Raw genomic sequence first — 14,927 nt, 5'->3', positions numbered from 1 at the left:
GCGCTCGGCGGTAGCCGGGCCGCCCCGCTCAACTCCCGGCCGGTTCGCCCCGCTCGGCGGTAGCCAGGCCGTCCTCTCGGGCGGCCGGTTCGGCCTGCGGGGCTGTCGGCGGGGCGAGCGGGGCCGGCTGCTCGCGCCGGTGTCGCAGAACGCGCCAGGAGGCGGCGGTGACCAGGGCGAAGACGGTCGCGGCGGCGCCGACCACGGCGGGCAGGCCGTAGGCGTCGGCGCCGAAGCCGGCGAGCAGGGCGCCGGCGGGCGCGGCCAGCAGGCCCACCGTGCGCTGGGCCGCGCCGACCCGACCCAGCAGCTCGGCCGGCACGTTGCGCTGGCCGTACGCCGACCAGAGCGCGTTCCAGGCGGCCGTGCCGGCCGCGAAGACCGCGAGCGCGACGGCGCCCGGCACCGGCTGCCGGGCCAGCGCGAGCGTGCCCAGGGCGAGGGTCTGTGCCACCAGGACCACCCGCAGCCCGGGCAGGGTGCCGAAGCGGCCGGCCAGCCGACCCGCCCCGAGCCCGCCGAGCAACCCGCCGGCCACGGCGGCGGACATGAAGAGCCCGTACGCGGGCGCGGGTACCCGCAGCACGTCGAGCGCGTAGAGCACGACGACCGCGATGACGCCGCTGATGGCGAGGTTGGTGGCCGCGGTGAGCCCGGTCAGCAGCCGCAGCGTCGGGTCGTGGCCGATCCAGCGCAGCCCCTCGGCCGCCTCCCGCCAGATTCCGCCCCGCGCCGGCCGACCCCCGGCCCGGGCCGGCGTGGCCGCGCCCCGCGCGGCACCGGCCGGGGTGGCCGCAACCGGCCCCGCCGGGGTGTCGACCGGGGTGGCCGGAACCGCGCCGCGCGCGGCACCGGCCGGCGCGGCTCGGCCGAGGGTCAGCGCGAGCAGCGCGGCGATCGCGAAGGAGGCGGCGTCCACGGCGAACGGCAGCGCCGCGGCCGCCGCGAAGAGCACCCCGGCGACCGGCGCGCCGAGGAAGCCGCCCGCCACGGACGTACCGGCCTGGAGGCGCCCGTTCGCGGCGGCGAGCCGTTCGGCGGGTACCACCGAGGGGAGCAGCGCGAACGCGGACGCGTCGAAGAGCGTGCCGAGGGTGGCGAGCGCGAAGGCGCAGGCGACCAGGGCCGCGACGCCCGCGTACCCGGTGGCGAGCAGCACCGCGAACCCGGCCACCAGCAGGGCCCGCGCCCCGTCGATGGCGGCCATGGTGCGGCGCCGGTCCCAGCGGTCCGCCCAGACGCCGCCGAGCAGGCCGAAGAGCAGCGGCGGCAGCTGCCCGGCGACGACCACCACCGCGACCGTGCGCGGATCGCGGGAGAGCGACGCCGCCAGCAGGGCCAGCGCGGGCGCGCGCACCGCGTCCCCGAATCGGGAGACCACCGCCGCGGTCCAGAGTCGCCAGTACGCCCCGCCCATCTTCGCCCCTCTCCGCCCGGCCCGATGCCGGTGCCCGTTGCCGGGAGCGAGCCTGCGGGCTCGATCGGGTCGAGGGTCAAGCGCCGGATCGCGCGCCGACCGGAAGCGCCGTATCGGGCACCGACCGAAGCGGCGCCGAGCGCCGACGAGCGGATCGGGCGGCGCGAGGGGACGGCACGGTGTCGGTGATCACCGGTACGGTGATCGCCGGCATCGGACCGGGGGAGCGAACGATCGTGGACCGTACCTTCCAGGTCGACCTGCGTGGCGTGGTCGACCTGCTCAGCCACCACCTCTACGGCAGCCCACGGGTGTACGTCCGCGAGCTGCTGCAGAACGCGGTAGACGCGATCACCGCGCGCCGCGCGGTGGAGCCGGGCGCGCCCGCCGTGGTGCGGATCGAACCGCCTGCGCTGACCGGCGACGGCACCCTGCGCGTACACGACACCGGCATCGGCCTCGACGAGGCGCAGGTGCACGAACTGCTCGCCACCATCGGGCGCAGCTCGAAGCGGGACGAGCTGGGCTTCGCCCGGCACGAGTTCCTCGGCCAGTTCGGCATCGGGCTGCTCTCCTGCTTCCTGGTGGCCGACGAGATCCGGGTGCGCACCCGGCGCGGCAACGACCCGACCGTGCTCTGGACCGGGCACTCCGACGGGCGCTACCGGGTGGAGTTGGCCGGCGACGCGGCCGAGCGGGACGAGCCGGGGACCACCGTCACGCTGGTGCCGCGGCGCGGCGCCGAGCAGTGGTTCGAGGTGGCGACCGTGACGGAGCTGGCCCGCCTCTTCGGGTCGCTGCTGCCGGTCACCGTGCTGGTCGGCGAGGTCGAGACCACCACCGGTGAGCCGCCGTGGTCGGCGTCGCCGGACCGGCCGGCGACCACGCGCCGGCGGGAGCTGCTCCGGTACGCCCGCGAGACGCTCGGTTTCACCCCGTTCGACGTGATCCCGCTCGCCGTACCGGAGGCCGGGCTGACCGGAGCGGCCTTCGTGCTGCCCGAGCCGAGCAACCCGGCGGCCCGCGCCGGGCACCGGGTCTACCTCAAGCGCATGCTGCTCAGCGAGGGTGCCGAGGGGCTGCTGCCGGACTGGGCGTTCTTCGCCCGCTGCGTCGTCGACGCCGGTGAGCTGCGCCCGACCGCCAGCCGGGAGGCGCTCTACGACGACGCCCTGCTGGAGACGACCCGCGAGGCGCTCGGTGACCAGCTGCGCGGGTGGCTGGTCCGGCTGGCCGACGGCGACCCGCGTCGGCTCGCCGACTTCCTCCGGGTGCACCACCTCGGCGTCAAGGCGCTGGCGCTGCACGACGACGAGATGCTCCGGCTGGTCGAGCGCTGGTGGCCGATGGAGACCAACCTGGGGCAGCTCACCCTGGCCGAGTTCCGCGAGCGGCACGGCCTGGTCCGGTACGCGGCCACGATCGACGAGTTCCGCCAGCTGGCGGCGGTGGCGGCGGCGCAGGACCTGGCCGTGGTGAACGCCGGTTACACGTACGACACCGAGATCATCGAGCGGCTGCCGAGGGTGGAGCGATCGGCGCTGATCGAGCGGCTGGAGCCGAGCGACCTGACCACCCGGTTCGACGCCCTCGACCCGGGCGTGGAGCTGGCGCTGCAGCCGTTCCGTGCCGCCGCGCAGCGGGTGCTGGACCGGCTCGGCTGCGAGGTGGTGCTGCGGGCGTACGACCCGGTGTCGCTGCCCGCCCTCTACCTGGTCAGCCGGGCGGCGGCGTTCCACGACGAGCTCCAGTCCACCCGCGAGCAGGCTGACGAGGTCTGGGCCGGGGTGCTGGACGCGCTGGCGGCGTCGGGCCCGCCCGAACGGCCCCAGCTGGTGCTCAACCACCGCAATCCGCTGGTCCGCCGGGTCACCACGCTGGCCGACCCGGAGCTGGTGGGGCTCGCGGTCGAGGCGCTGTACGGGCAGGCGTTGCTGCTCGGCTACCACCCGATCCGCCCGGCCGACGCCGCCCTGCTCAACAGCTCGTTCCTCGGCCTGCTCGGCCGGGCCGTGGCCGGACAGGAGTGAGCCGATGAGCCTCGGGGACCCGAAGCTGTGGAGCCAGCTCGCGCAGGCGCACGAGATGCCGCGCGGACCCGCGCAGATCGCCGCGGTGGAGCGGCTGATGCGGCAGGTCGACGCGGCCGGCGAGGCGCAGCTCGCCTTCGCCGTCCGGATGCTCGCCACGGCGGCATACCGGCTGGGCGGGGAGCCGGCCAAGTCCTTCGTCACCTTCTCCTGGTGCCTGGCCGACTACGACCGCAACCCGCAGCCGTACCACGAGCGGCACCGGCACAGCCTGCTCTGGCAGTTCAAGTGGATGGTCAACGGGCTGACCAGCTTCCCCGAGGTGCCGCTGGACCGCGCGTACGCGGTGCTGGACGACATGGAGCGGCGGTACCGCGACGGCGGGCACAGCCTCCAGGCGGTCTACAAGTGCCGGCACCGGGTGGCCCGGCACATCGGTGCGGCCGACGAGGCGGCGCACTGGTACCGCCTCTGGACCACCACCCCGCGCGACGACCTCTCCGACTGCGCCGGCTGCGACCCGTCGAGCCAGGCGCACTACCTGGCCGAGGTCGGCGACGACGAGGCGGCGATCGCGCTGGCCGAACCGGTCCTCGCGGGCGAGCTGAGCTGCACCGAACAGCCGCACGGCATTCTTACCTCGCTGCTCCTGCCGTACCTGCGCAGCGGGCGACGCGAGGCGGCCCGCGACGCGCACCGGCAGGCGTACCGCCGGGTGCGCGGCAACCTGGCGGACCTGTGGGACATCGGCGAGCACGTCGAGTTCTGCGCGTTGACCGGGAACGAGGCGCGCGGCCTGGAGCTGGTCGAGCGGCACCTGGAGTGGCTGGACCGGGCGCCGTCGCCGAGCGCCGCGATGGACTTCGCCGCCGCGTCGGCGCTGCTGCTGCGCCGGCTCGACCGGGCCGGTCACGGCGGGTTGACCGTGCACCGGCGCGGTCACGGCGACCGGCCGGCCGCCGATGTGCCGGTCGCGCGGCTCGCCACCGAGCTGGCCGAGCTGGCGACCGCCATCGCGGCGCGCTTCGACGCCCGCAACGGCACGGACGCGCAGTCGCGCTGGGTCGAGCGGCGCATGGCGCGCGAGCCGATCGGCCCCCACCTGCCGCTCTCCGCCACCGCCCGCCGGGGCGTCGCCGCGACGGCCCGGCGTGACGTCGCCGCGACCGCCGCTCGGGCGACGCCCGGCCCGGCGACGTCCGAGTCGGCAACTTCCGAGGCCGTGACCGCCGAGGCGGGAACGACCGGTGCGGCGGCGCCCGCCGAGCCGGACCTCCGCCGGCCGGCGCCGTCGGAGGTACCGGCCGACGCGGGACCGGCGGAGCTGCTCCGGCTCGCCGAAGAGGCGTGGCGGACGGTACGTCGGGACCACTTCGACGCCGTGCTGCACGCCTTCGACGAGCGGTTCGGCGCCCAGGACCTGCCGCCGGACGTCGCCGGGCGGCGGCTCGCGCTGCGCGCGGTGCAGCGGTACGCCGCCGAGGATCCGGCCGGCGCGCGGGAGGCCGGCCGCGCCGCGATCGAGCTGTTCCGGCGGGTACCGGACCCGGTCCGGGAGCGGATCGCCGCCGGGCGGCTGGGCCTGCAGCTCTGCCGGGACGGGGCGGCCGACGAGGGGCTGCCGCTGCTGGAGGAGTCGGTTGCGTTCCTGGCCGAGCACGGTACGCCGGCCGAGCGGGCCGACGGGTACGACCGCCTCGGGCTGGCCCTGGTCGAGCTGGAGCGCTTCGCCGAGGCGTACGAGGCGCTCGACCGGGCCGGCGTCGAGGCGGCGGCGGACGGCGACCCGTACCAGGTGGTCCGGGTGGGGCTGCACCTCGGCCGGTGCCGGGAACTGCTGGACCGGCCCCGGGACGAGCGCGCGGCGCGGGGGCGGGCGCTGCTCGACCTCGCCCGCGAGCTGGACCTGCCCGAGTACCGGGCGGCGGCGGCCGTGCTGTACGCCCGCGCGCTGGCAGACCCGGCCGAGGCCGTGCCCGCGCTCGACGAGGCGGTCTCGCTGGCGGACGGGGAGCAGCTGCTCCAGGCCCGGATCGCCCGGGGCCGGGCGCTGCTGGCCGCCGGCCGCCCGGACGCGGCGGTCGACGACTTCGTCGAGTCGGTGGCGCTCTGCGCCGAGCGCGGCCTCACCGAGCCGGCGGCGTTCCTGCGCTGGGAGCTGGCCGAGGCGTACCGGCACGCCGAGCGGCTGCTGGACGCGGCCGAGGCGGCCGAGGAGGCCGTCGCCGAGCTGGACAAGCTGGGGTTCCAGGGCGACGCCGACCGCTGCCGGCACCTGCTCGCCAACGTCTACGTCGGGCTCGGCGAGGACGATCTGGCGCTCGCGCTCCTGGACGAGTTGGCCGGCAACCTGGACGGGCCGGACAACCTGGGCGCGCGGGGACAGGTCACCGAGGAGGCGGGCGAGCTGCTCTACCGGGGGGACCGGGACGGTCAGGCGGCTCGACGGTTCGCGGCCGCGGCGGAGTCGTACCGGCTCGCCGGTCTCCCCCTGGACGAGCTGCGCGCCCGGCGACGGGAGGTGGACGCCCGGTACTGGGCGGGTGAGACCGCCGAGTCGCTGGCGGCGGTGGAACGCGCGGACGCCCTCGCCGGCCGGCTCTCCGGAGAGATCGCCGACGAGCCCGGTACGGTCTGGGAGCGCGCGATGCTCGACCACAGCGCCGCGCGGGCGCTGTACGGGGACGAGCGGGTCGAGGCGGCGCTGGAGCGGTTGGCGGGCGTACCGGAGCGGCTCCGCGAGATCCAGGCGTTCGGCGAGGCGGCCCAGGTGGAGCTCTTCGTGGGCGAGGTGCTGCTGCGCCTGGACCGGCCGGCCGAGGCGGAGGCGCTGCTGCGGCGGGTGCTGGGCGGGCTGCCGGCGGAGTCCCAGCCGGTACGGCGCGCCGCGTGGCTGCTGGCCCAGGCGCTGGCGGCGCTGGGCCGTACGGGCGAGGCGGACGCGCTGCGCGCGGAGCACGACCTGGCGGACGACGAGTAGGCCGGCCGGGCGGGCCGGGGTGCCGCCGCCGGGCCGGAATCCCGGCGGCGGGGCGAGCGAGCGACGTACGTCACCGGTGGCTGATCGGCGGAGGCTGACTAGGCTGACCGCGTGACGGTGGATCAGCAGGTGACAGATTCGGCTAGCGGAACGGTGGCACCGGCCGGGTCGCGACGGCGGTCGCGCCGGGACGAGATCCTGGAGATCGCGGTGGGGCTCTTCGCCGCGCGCGGCTACCACGGCGTATCGATGGACGACATCGGCGCGGCGGCGGGCGTCACCGGTCCGGCGCTTTACCACCATTTCGCGGGCAAGGAGGCGATGCTCGTCGCCGCCCTGATCCCGGTGAGCCAGGGGCTGCTGGACGGGGGCCGGCAGCGGGTCGCCGAGCATCCGGGCGACGCCCGGGCCACGCTGGAGTCGCTGATCGACTTCCACCTCGACTTCGCCCTGGCCAACCCGGCGGTCATCGCGCTGCACCTGCACGAGCTGGACCGGCTGCCCGAGGAGCCGCGCCGGCAGATCCGCCGGTTGCAGCGGCTCTACGTCGAGGAGTGGGTGTCGACGCTGACCGCGCTGCACCCCGGGGTCTCGGCGGCCGAGGCGCGGGTGTTGGCGCACGCCGCGTTCGGCCTGATGAACTCCACCCCGTTCCTGGGTGGCGAGGTGGACCGGCACCGCCGGGCCGCGCTGCTGCGGGCGGCGACGCTCGCCGCGCTGCTGGTGGACCCGGACGCCTGACACACCACAACCCCGTATCCCCTCGGGAGAGATCCCCCTCAGGAGAGGCAAGAATGATCGAGTCGCTGCTCGTCGCGAACCGGGGCGAGATCGCCCGCCGGATCATCCGTACCGCTCGGCGGCTCGGAGTACGCGCCATCGCGGTCTACTCGGAGGCGGACGCCGACCTGCCGTTCGTCAAGGAGGCCGACGAGGCGGTCTGCATCGGCCCGGCGAACCCCGCGCAGAGCTACCGCAACACCGAGGCGATCCTCGCCGCGGCGAAGTCGACCGGCGCGCAGGCGATCCACCCCGGCTACGGTTTCCTGTCCGAGAACGCCGAGTTCGCCCGTACCGTCGAGGCCAGCGGCCTGATCTGGGTCGGACCCGGCGCCGACGCGATCTCCGCGATGGGTGACAAGATCAACGCGCGGAACCTGATGGCGGCGGCGGGCGTGCCGGTCGCGCCCGGCACCACCGACCCGGCCGCCGACGTCACGGCCGCGCTGGCCGCCGCCGCCGAGATCGGCTACCCGGTGATGGTGAAGGCCGCCGCGGGCGGCGGCGGGATGGGCATGGCCGTCGCCGCCGACGAGGACGTTCTGCGCACCGAGTACGAGAAGGTGCGCGGGTTCGCCGAGCGGATGTTCGGCGACGGCGCCGTGCTGATCGAGCGCTACTTCCCCCGGGTACGCCACGTCGAGGTGCAGATCCTCGGTCTCGCCGACGGTCGGGTCGTCGCCCTCGGCGAGCGGGAGTGCTCGGTGCAGCGCCGCAACCAGAAGCTGGTCGAGGAGTCGCCGTCGCCGGCCGTCTCGCCGGAGCTGCGCGAGCGGTTCCTGGCCGCGGCGGTACGCGCCGGAGAGGCGGTCGGCTACCGCAACGCCGGTACGGTCGAGTGCCTCCTGGACCCGACCACGAACGAGTTCTTCTTCCTGGAGATGAACACCCGGCTCCAGGTCGAGCACCCGGTCACCGAGCTGGTGTACGGCCTCGACCTGGTCGAGGAGCAGCTGCGGGTCGCGTCCGGCCTGGCCCCGAACTTCGACCCGGACGCCCTGACGCCGCGCGGGCACGCCATCGAGCTGCGCGTGAACGCCGAGGACCCGAAGCGGTTTCTGCCGGGTCCGGGGGCGGTCAAGACCTGGGTGGAGCCGCAGGGTGAGGGTGTCCGCGTCGACAGTGGGTACGCCGCCGGCACCACGGTCACGCCCTTCTACGACTCGCTCATGGCGAAGCTCGTCGTCTACGGCGCCGACCGGGCGGAGGCCATCGCCCGCGCCCGGGCGGCGGTGGCCGGATTCGAGATCACCGGTCCGAAGTGCAACCTGCCGTTCTTCGCGGAGCTGTTGGAGAACGCCGAGTTCGTCGCGGGCGACTACGACACGGGGATCGTCTCGCGCATGCGCTGAACGCCGAGAAGGGCCCCCGCCGTCGCGCTCCGGCCGACGGCGGGGGCCCTTCGGCTATCCGGGAACGGCGAGTCCCCGGCGCGGCGAGCGACAATGGCGGGACCGATGACGTCACAGTGAGGTGACAAATGACAGCAATGCCGGCATTCGTGTCGATCCGCGAGGTCGGTCCCCGGGACGGGCTCCAGAACGAGGACCCGGTACCGGCCGACGCGAAGGTGAGGCTGCTCGACGCGCTCTCGGCGACCGGCGTACGGCGCGTCGAGGCGGTCTCCTTCGTGCACCCGAAGGCGATCCCGCAGATGGCCGACGCGGACGAGGTCTGGCAGCGGGCGACCCGGGCACCGGGCGTGCGCTACTCCGCGCTGGTACCGAACTCGCGCGGCGCCCAGCGGGCCCTGGCGGCCGGGTTCACCGAGGTCGAGGTGGTGGTCTCGGCGAGCGACACGCACAACCGGCGCAACGTCAACCGCTCGACCGAGGAGTCGCTGGACGACATCGCCGGGCTGATCGCCCTGCTGCACGCGGCCGGCGCCAGCGCCGAGGTGATCGTCGCGACCAGCTTCGGCTGCCCGTACGAGGGGGACGTCGACCCCGGCCGGGTGGCGCGCATCGTGGATCGGGTGGTCGCCGACGGGGCGGACCGGGTGGCGTTCGGCGACACCACCGGGATGGCCACGCCCCGCCGGGTACGCGAACTGCTGACCGCGGTCCGCGCCGCCCAGCCCGACATTCCGGTGCTGCTGCACTTCCACAACACCCGGGGTACCGCGCTGGCGAACCTGCTCACCGCGCTGGAGCTGGGGGTCACCGAGTTCGACGCGAGCGTCGGCGGCCTGGGCGGCTGCCCGTACGCGCCCGGGGCGAGCGGCAACGTGGCCACCGAGGAGGTGGTGCACATGCTGCACGACATGGGCATCGACACCGGCATCGACCTGACCGCCCTGCTGGAGGCCGCGCGGCTGGCCGAGGAGCTGGTCGGTCGGCAGCTCCCGTCCGGAGTGCTCCGGGCCGGCCCGCGTACCCGGCTGGCGCGGGACTGATCCATCCGAGCGGGCGTCCGGCCGGCCGTCGGGTGAGCTGACGGATCAGTCGAAGGTCGCGGCTGCCGGGCCCGACCGACCTCCATCGGCCGATGTGCCGTCCCGCCGGCTCGTCATACGGTCGTCCTCGCCACCAATCACGACGAGTGACCTGCGAGGACATCATGATCGGTGAGGTTGACCGGAGGCGGTTCCTCCGAGGGGCCGCCGGAACGACCGTCGCCCTGAGCGCGGCGGCGACCGCGGCGGCGGTGGGCGTCGCCGGTGCGGCCGAGGGCGCCCCGGCGGGCGACCGGAGGCCCGGTGGTGGGGTCGTGGGGACCTGGCGCGGCGTGGTGACGCTGCCGCACGAGGAGGAGGTGGCGCTCTTCACCTTCCTGCCCGGCGGTTTCTTCCTCTCCTTCGCCCAGGGGATCCACATCGCCACCGGGCGGTGGAGGGCGACCGGGAAGGACCGGGTGAGCTTCACGCTGTGGCAGGTCCTGCCGCACGACCTGCACGGCCTGCCGCAGCGCTACAACGGCGAGGTCCGGGCCCTGCACCACGCCCGGGTGTACGGCGACACCCTGGTCAGCCGGGGCACGTACCGCGGGCTCGACATCGAGGGCAACGTGACCGGCACGGGGCCGGTGAGCGCTCGGGCGAGCCGCTTCGACGTCGACACCTTCTGACCGGGGCGGGTACGGCAGGCGGCGCCCCGGCCGTCGCCCCGCGACCGGTTCGTGGCCGGTCAGTCGACCAGGCCGGCGTGGTGGGCCAGGATCGCCGCCTGCACCCGGTTCGTCAGTTGCAGCTTGGCGAGCAGCCGGCTGACGTGGCTCTTCACGGTCGCCTCGCTGAGGTGCAGCCGCCGGCCGATCTCGCTGTTGGTCAGCCCCTCGCCGAGCGCCGCGAGAACCTCCCGCTCCTTGCCGGTGAGGACGGCGAGCCGCCGTACGGCGTCGGCGCGCTGCGGTCCGGCCGGTTCGGCGAACCGGTGCAGCAGCCTACGGGTGACCTGCGGGGAGAGCATGGCGTCCCCGGCCGCCGCACTTCGCACGGCGGCGGCCATCTGGTCGGCGGCGGCGTCCTTGAGCAGGAAGCCCACCGCGCCGTGCCGGAGCGCCGTCCGGACGTACTCGTCGAGGTCGAACGTGGTGAGCACGACGACCTTGGGCGGCGCCGCGAACCGGGCCAGGGCCGCCGTGGCGGCCAGACCGTCGCGGCGCGGCATCCGGATGTCCATGAGCACCACGTCCGGACGGAGCGTCCGGGCCTGCCTCAGGGCCTCGTCCCCGTCCCCGGCCTCCCCGACCACCTCGATGTCGGGGTAGGCGGCCATGATCGTGCGCAGCATCGCGCGGACCATCCACTCGTCGTCCACGATCAGGAGCCGGATCACCGTGCCGGCTCCTCGGCCGGGTAGGTCGCCGGCAGTTCGGCGCACACCTCGAAACCGCCGCCGGGCAGCCGGGTGGTGCGCAGGGTGCCACCGACGAGCCGTACCCGTTCGCCGATGCCGAGCAGTCCGTGCCCGCCGCCGCTCGCCATGGCCGGAGTGGCGCGGCCGCCGCCGCTGTCCCGGACGACCACCCGGAGGCCGTCCGTGATCGGGCGGACGGTGACCACGGTCCGGGCGTCGTGGGCGTGCTTGTGCACGTTCGTCAAGGCCTCCTGCACCACCCGGTAGACGGCGTGCTCGACCAGGGCCGGCGCCCGTAACCCGTCCTCGACGTGGAGTTCGACGGCCAGGCCGAGCGCCCGGGAGGAGGCGACCAGCTCGTCGAGGTCGGCGAGCCCGGGTTGCGGTCGCAGCGGGGCGGCGGCACCGTCGCGCAGCACCCCGACCAGCGTACGGAGTTCGTCCAGCGCGGCCCGTCCGATGCCCTGGATCTGGGCCGCGATGGCGGCGGCGTCCTTTCCCCGCGCCGATTCGAGCGCGGTGGCGTGCAGCACCATCAGCGACACCCGGTGGGTGACCACGTCGTGCATGTCCCGGGCGATCTGGGCACGCTCCTCGGCCCGGGCCTGCTCGATCCGGAGCAGTTCCTCGCGTTCGTTGCGGCGGGCCCGATCCTCCAGGTTGGTCATCACCTCGCGGCGGGAGGTCAGGTACAGGCCGACCAGCACGGGTACCACGCAGAGCGCGAAGCTGACCGGTACCGCCCCGTCTCCGCCGCTCACGACCCACAGTGGACCGGAGACGGCGGCCAGCATGACCGCGGTGAGCACGATCTGCAGCCGCGCCGAGCGCAGGTGGGCGCCGATCGCGAACTGCGCGATCAACAGGGCCGGGTACGCGCCCGTGACGCCCCAGGAGAGCAGGGCGGCACCGTACAGCGGCAGGGGCCGGCGCCGCCGGACCACCACGGCCAGGCCGGCGACCACGCCGAGCGCCGCGTCGACGGCCAACGGCGCCGGCCGGTCGACGATCGGAGAACCGTCGAACAGACCGGACTGGAGACCGTCCCAGACCCCGGCCAGTACGCAGGTCGCGGCCAGCAGCGCGGTCCCGAACTGGCCCTGCCGGCGGTGCCACATGCCGGGAAGTCTAGGCAGGCCAAGCGCGGTGCGCCTCCGCCGTTGGACTCATCCGAAAGTGGTGTCCCGCCGTCCCGGCCGACCACCATCGAGCGCCGAGCCCAGTTATCTTGGCCGATGTGGGCCGCTCCGGCCGTACCTAGCGTCGGGTTCATGCATTCCGATACCCGATCCCCGACCGGCCGGACCACGGTCGTCGGCGACGCGCCCGCGCCGGCCCACCCGGGTGGCGGCCGCGCGCTCGCGACGCTGCGCTGGGTCTTCGTCGGCTTCGCCGGGCTGAACCTCGCGCTGCTGTCGAACGGCTCCGACGTGCCGCCGCTGCGGCTCATGGCGGTGCTCGGCTACGCGGCGGCGGTGGTGCTGTCCGTGGTCGCCGCGCTGGGCGGCCCGGAGCGGGGGCGGCGGATCACCATCGTTCTGCACCTCGCGATGGCGGTGCTGCAGTTCGTGTTCAGCATCCCGGTGTCCGTCGCGCTGCTCGGCATACCGCTGTCCGTGGCGATCCTGGCGTTGAGCCGGCCCCGGTTTCCCCGCATGTCGCCCCGGGCCCGTCGGGTCTGGCTGACCCTGCACGTCGGCTTCAGCGTCGGGTGGCTCGGCGTCGCCCTCACCATGACCACGCTGGCCGTGACGGCGGTGGCCACCGACTCCCACCCGGTCCGGCACGGCGCGTACGAGCTGTTGCGGGTCGTCGACCTGGCGGCGGCGATCCCCTCGATGTTCCTGTCGATCCTCACCGGTCTGGTGGTCTCGCTCGGGACGAAGTGGGGTCTGGTGCGGCACTGGTGGGTGATCGCCAAGTTCGCGGTGTCGGTGAGCATCCCGTTGGTCGCCGGTACCGTCGAGAGCGCGCTGGCCGACGAGCTGGCGCTGCGTACGGCCGATCCGGCCGCCGGGGTGGGCGGCGCGGGTGCCGCGCTGACCGCCTGCCTGGGCGGGTTCACCGTCGCGCTGTGGGCCGCCACCATCCTCTCTGTGTTCAAGCCGTGGGGCAGGACCCGCTGGGGGCGCGCAGCCGACGCCCGGGAGAGGGGGGAGCGGCGCGGTATCCCGGTGGATCGGCCCGCCGCGCCGGTGCGGGTGGCCCGGAGTCACCGAGATGCAGTAACCTAACGATCGTTTAGGTCAGTCTGCGGCGAGGGGGCGGCGTGACGCTCGACGGTGAGGCGCTGGAGCAGCTGCGCAAGCGGGCCCGGGCCGGCGGCGCGGAGAAATACCATGCCGCCAACGCGGCCAAGGGCAAGCTCTTCGCCCGGGAACGCGTGGCGCTCCTCGTCGACGAGGGCTCCTTCGTCGAGGACGGGCTCTTCGCCAACGCGCTCGCGGACGGGCTGCCCGCCGACGGGGTGGTCACCGGGGTCGCCACCATCGACGGCCGGCAGGTCTGCCTGATGGCGAACGACTCGACGGTCAAGGCGGGCAGCTGGGGCGCCCGTACGGTCGAGAAGATCATCCGGATCATCGAGCGGGCGTACGCCTCCGGCGTGCCGATGGTCTACCTGGTCGACTCCGCCGGCGCCCGGATCACCGACCAGGTCGATCTCTTCCCCGGCCGGCGCGGCGCCGGCAAGATCTTCTGGAACCAGGTACGCGCCTCCGGCTCGATCCCGCAGGTCTGCGCCCTGTTCGGGCCCAGCGCGGCCGGTGGCGCCTACATCCCGGCCTTCTGCGACGTGGTCGCCATGGTCGACGGCAACGCGAGCATGTACCTCGGCTCGGACCGGATGGTCGAGATGGTGACCGGCGAGAAGACCACGCTGGAGGAGATGGGCGGGGCGCGGGTGCACTGCGCCGAGTCCGGCGTGGGCCACTTCCTCTGCAAGACCGAGGCCGAGGCGCTGGACGTGGTCCGCCGCTACCTGTCGTACCTGCCGGCGAACTGGACGCGGCAGCCGCCGACCGCGCCGGCCGCCGAGGCGCCGGCCAACGTGGACCTCGCGGCGCTGGTGCCGGCGAGCGAGCGGCAGGCGTTCGACATGCGCCGGTACGTCAAGGGCCTGCTCGACGCCGGGTCGTTCCTGGAGATCCAGGCGCTCTGGGCCCGGGAGCTGACCATCGGCCTCGGCCGGCTGGACGGCCAGGTCGTCGGCGTGGTCGCCAACAACTCGATGTTCAAGGGCGGCGTGCTCTTCGTCGACTCGGCCGACAAGGCGGCCCGGTTCGTCCAGCTCTGCGACGCGTTCAACGTGCCGCTGCTCTTCCTGGCCGACGTGCCGGGGTTCATGGTGGGCACGGCGGTGGAGAAGCAGGGGATCATCCGGCACGGCGCGAAGATGATCACGGCGATCTCCGAGGCGACGGTACCGAAGATCTGCGTCGTGGTCCGCAAGGCGTACGGTGCCGGCCTGTACGCGATGGCCGGTCCCGGCTTCGAACCCGACGCGACGATCGCGCTCCCCACCGCCAAGATCGCGGTGATGGGCGCCGAGGCCGCCGTCAACGCGGTGTACGCCAACAAGATCGCAGCCATCGCCGACCCCGACGAGCGGGCCGCCTTCGTCGCCGCCCGGCGGGAGGAGTACGAGCGCGACATCGACCTCATGCGCCTGGCCAGCGAACTCGTGGTCGACGCCGTCGTCGAGCCGGGAGAACTGCGGGCCGACCTGATCCGCCGGTTCGCCGCGGCCCGCGGAAAGGAGCGCCACTTCTCCCGCCGCCGGCACGGCGTCACCCCCGTCTGACCGGCGAACCGCCGCACCCGGCGCCAGCCCACCCCACGCAGCCAGCCCACCCCACACAGCCGGCCCGCCCAGGCAAGCCGGCCCACCGCACCGACCCGCTCTTCCGGCGCCACGAGCGCCG

General features: G+C 74.7%; 11 protein-coding genes. 8 read left to right on the top strand and 3 right to left on the bottom strand.

Going from position 1 to position 14,927, the window contains the following annotated elements; all coding sequences use genetic code 11:
* Positions 1-28: 28 nt before the first annotated feature.
* Positions 29-1,417 carry an MFS transporter gene (locus tag AB0J86_RS02280; RefSeq protein ID WP_363851127.1) on the bottom strand — a complete coding sequence of 463 codons (1,389 nt, stop codon included), beginning with the start codon at positions 1,415-1,417 and terminating at the stop codon, positions 29-31.
* A gap of 236 nt (positions 1,418-1,653) precedes the next feature.
* Here AB0J86_RS02280 and AB0J86_RS02275 point away from each other — a divergent pair, with 236 nt between their 5' ends.
* The 6 genes from AB0J86_RS02275 (at position 1,654) to AB0J86_RS02250 (ending at position 10,273) form a co-directional block, all read left to right on the top strand.
* Positions 1,654-3,447 carry an HSP90 family protein gene (locus tag AB0J86_RS02275; protein WP_363851625.1) on the top strand — a complete coding sequence of 598 codons (1,794 nt, stop codon included), beginning with the start codon at positions 1,654-1,656 and terminating at the stop codon, positions 3,445-3,447.
* Positions 3,448-3,451: 4 nt separating this feature from the next.
* A complete protein-coding gene (locus AB0J86_RS02270; protein ID WP_363851124.1) occupies positions 3,452-6,427 on the top strand; it encodes a hypothetical protein in 2,976 nt (991 codons plus the stop codon).
* 129 nt (positions 6,428-6,556) lie between these two features.
* A complete protein-coding gene (locus AB0J86_RS02265) occupies positions 6,557-7,168 on the top strand; it encodes a TetR/AcrR family transcriptional regulator (RefSeq protein ID WP_363851121.1) in 612 nt (203 codons plus the stop codon).
* A 53-nt stretch (positions 7,169-7,221) separates the two neighbouring features.
* Positions 7,222-8,559 carry a biotin carboxylase N-terminal domain-containing protein gene (locus AB0J86_RS02260; RefSeq protein WP_363851118.1) on the top strand — a complete coding sequence of 446 codons (1,338 nt, stop codon included), beginning with the start codon at positions 7,222-7,224 and terminating at the stop codon, positions 8,557-8,559.
* Between the two features lie 137 nt (positions 8,560-8,696).
* Complete coding sequence (locus tag AB0J86_RS02255; RefSeq protein ID WP_363851622.1) at positions 8,697-9,602, top strand: hydroxymethylglutaryl-CoA lyase; 906 nt, start codon at positions 8,697-8,699, stop codon at positions 9,600-9,602.
* A gap of 164 nt (positions 9,603-9,766) precedes the next feature.
* Positions 9,767-10,273, top strand: coding sequence for a hypothetical protein (locus AB0J86_RS02250; RefSeq protein ID WP_363851115.1), 507 nt, complete (start codon positions 9,767-9,769; stop codon positions 10,271-10,273).
* 59 nt (positions 10,274-10,332) lie between these two features.
* Here the strand turns inward: AB0J86_RS02250 and AB0J86_RS02245 are convergent, their stop codons facing one another.
* Both AB0J86_RS02245 and AB0J86_RS02240 read right to left on the bottom strand, forming a co-directional pair.
* The gene (locus AB0J86_RS02245; protein ID WP_363851112.1) at positions 10,333-10,983 is read right to left on the bottom strand and encodes a response regulator transcription factor; all 651 of its coding nucleotides are present in this window, start codon (positions 10,981-10,983) and stop codon (positions 10,333-10,335) included.
* The gene (locus AB0J86_RS02240) at positions 10,980-12,122 is read right to left on the bottom strand and encodes a histidine kinase (RefSeq protein WP_363851109.1); all 1,143 of its coding nucleotides are present in this window, start codon (positions 12,120-12,122) and stop codon (positions 10,980-10,982) included. The genes AB0J86_RS02245 and AB0J86_RS02240 overlap by 4 nt, the downstream gene beginning before the upstream one ends.
* 153 nt (positions 12,123-12,275) lie before the next feature.
* Between AB0J86_RS02240 and AB0J86_RS02235 the strand changes: the two genes are divergently transcribed.
* Together AB0J86_RS02235 and AB0J86_RS02230 are read left to right on the top strand one after the other, a co-directional pair.
* The gene (locus AB0J86_RS02235; protein ID WP_363851106.1) at positions 12,276-13,238 is read left to right on the top strand and encodes a hypothetical protein; all 963 of its coding nucleotides are present in this window, start codon (positions 12,276-12,278) and stop codon (positions 13,236-13,238) included.
* Between the two features lie 35 nt (positions 13,239-13,273).
* A complete protein-coding gene (locus AB0J86_RS02230; protein WP_363851104.1) occupies positions 13,274-14,806 on the top strand; it encodes an acyl-CoA carboxylase subunit beta in 1,533 nt (510 codons plus the stop codon).
* Positions 14,807-14,927: the final 121 nt, after the last annotated feature.

It is taken from the genome of Micromonospora sp. NPDC049559 (genome assembly GCF_040676675.1).
GTDB lineage: Bacteria > Actinomycetota > Actinomycetes > Mycobacteriales > Micromonosporaceae > JBFAPK01.
This window is presented reverse-complemented; position numbering and strand designations above follow the sequence as displayed.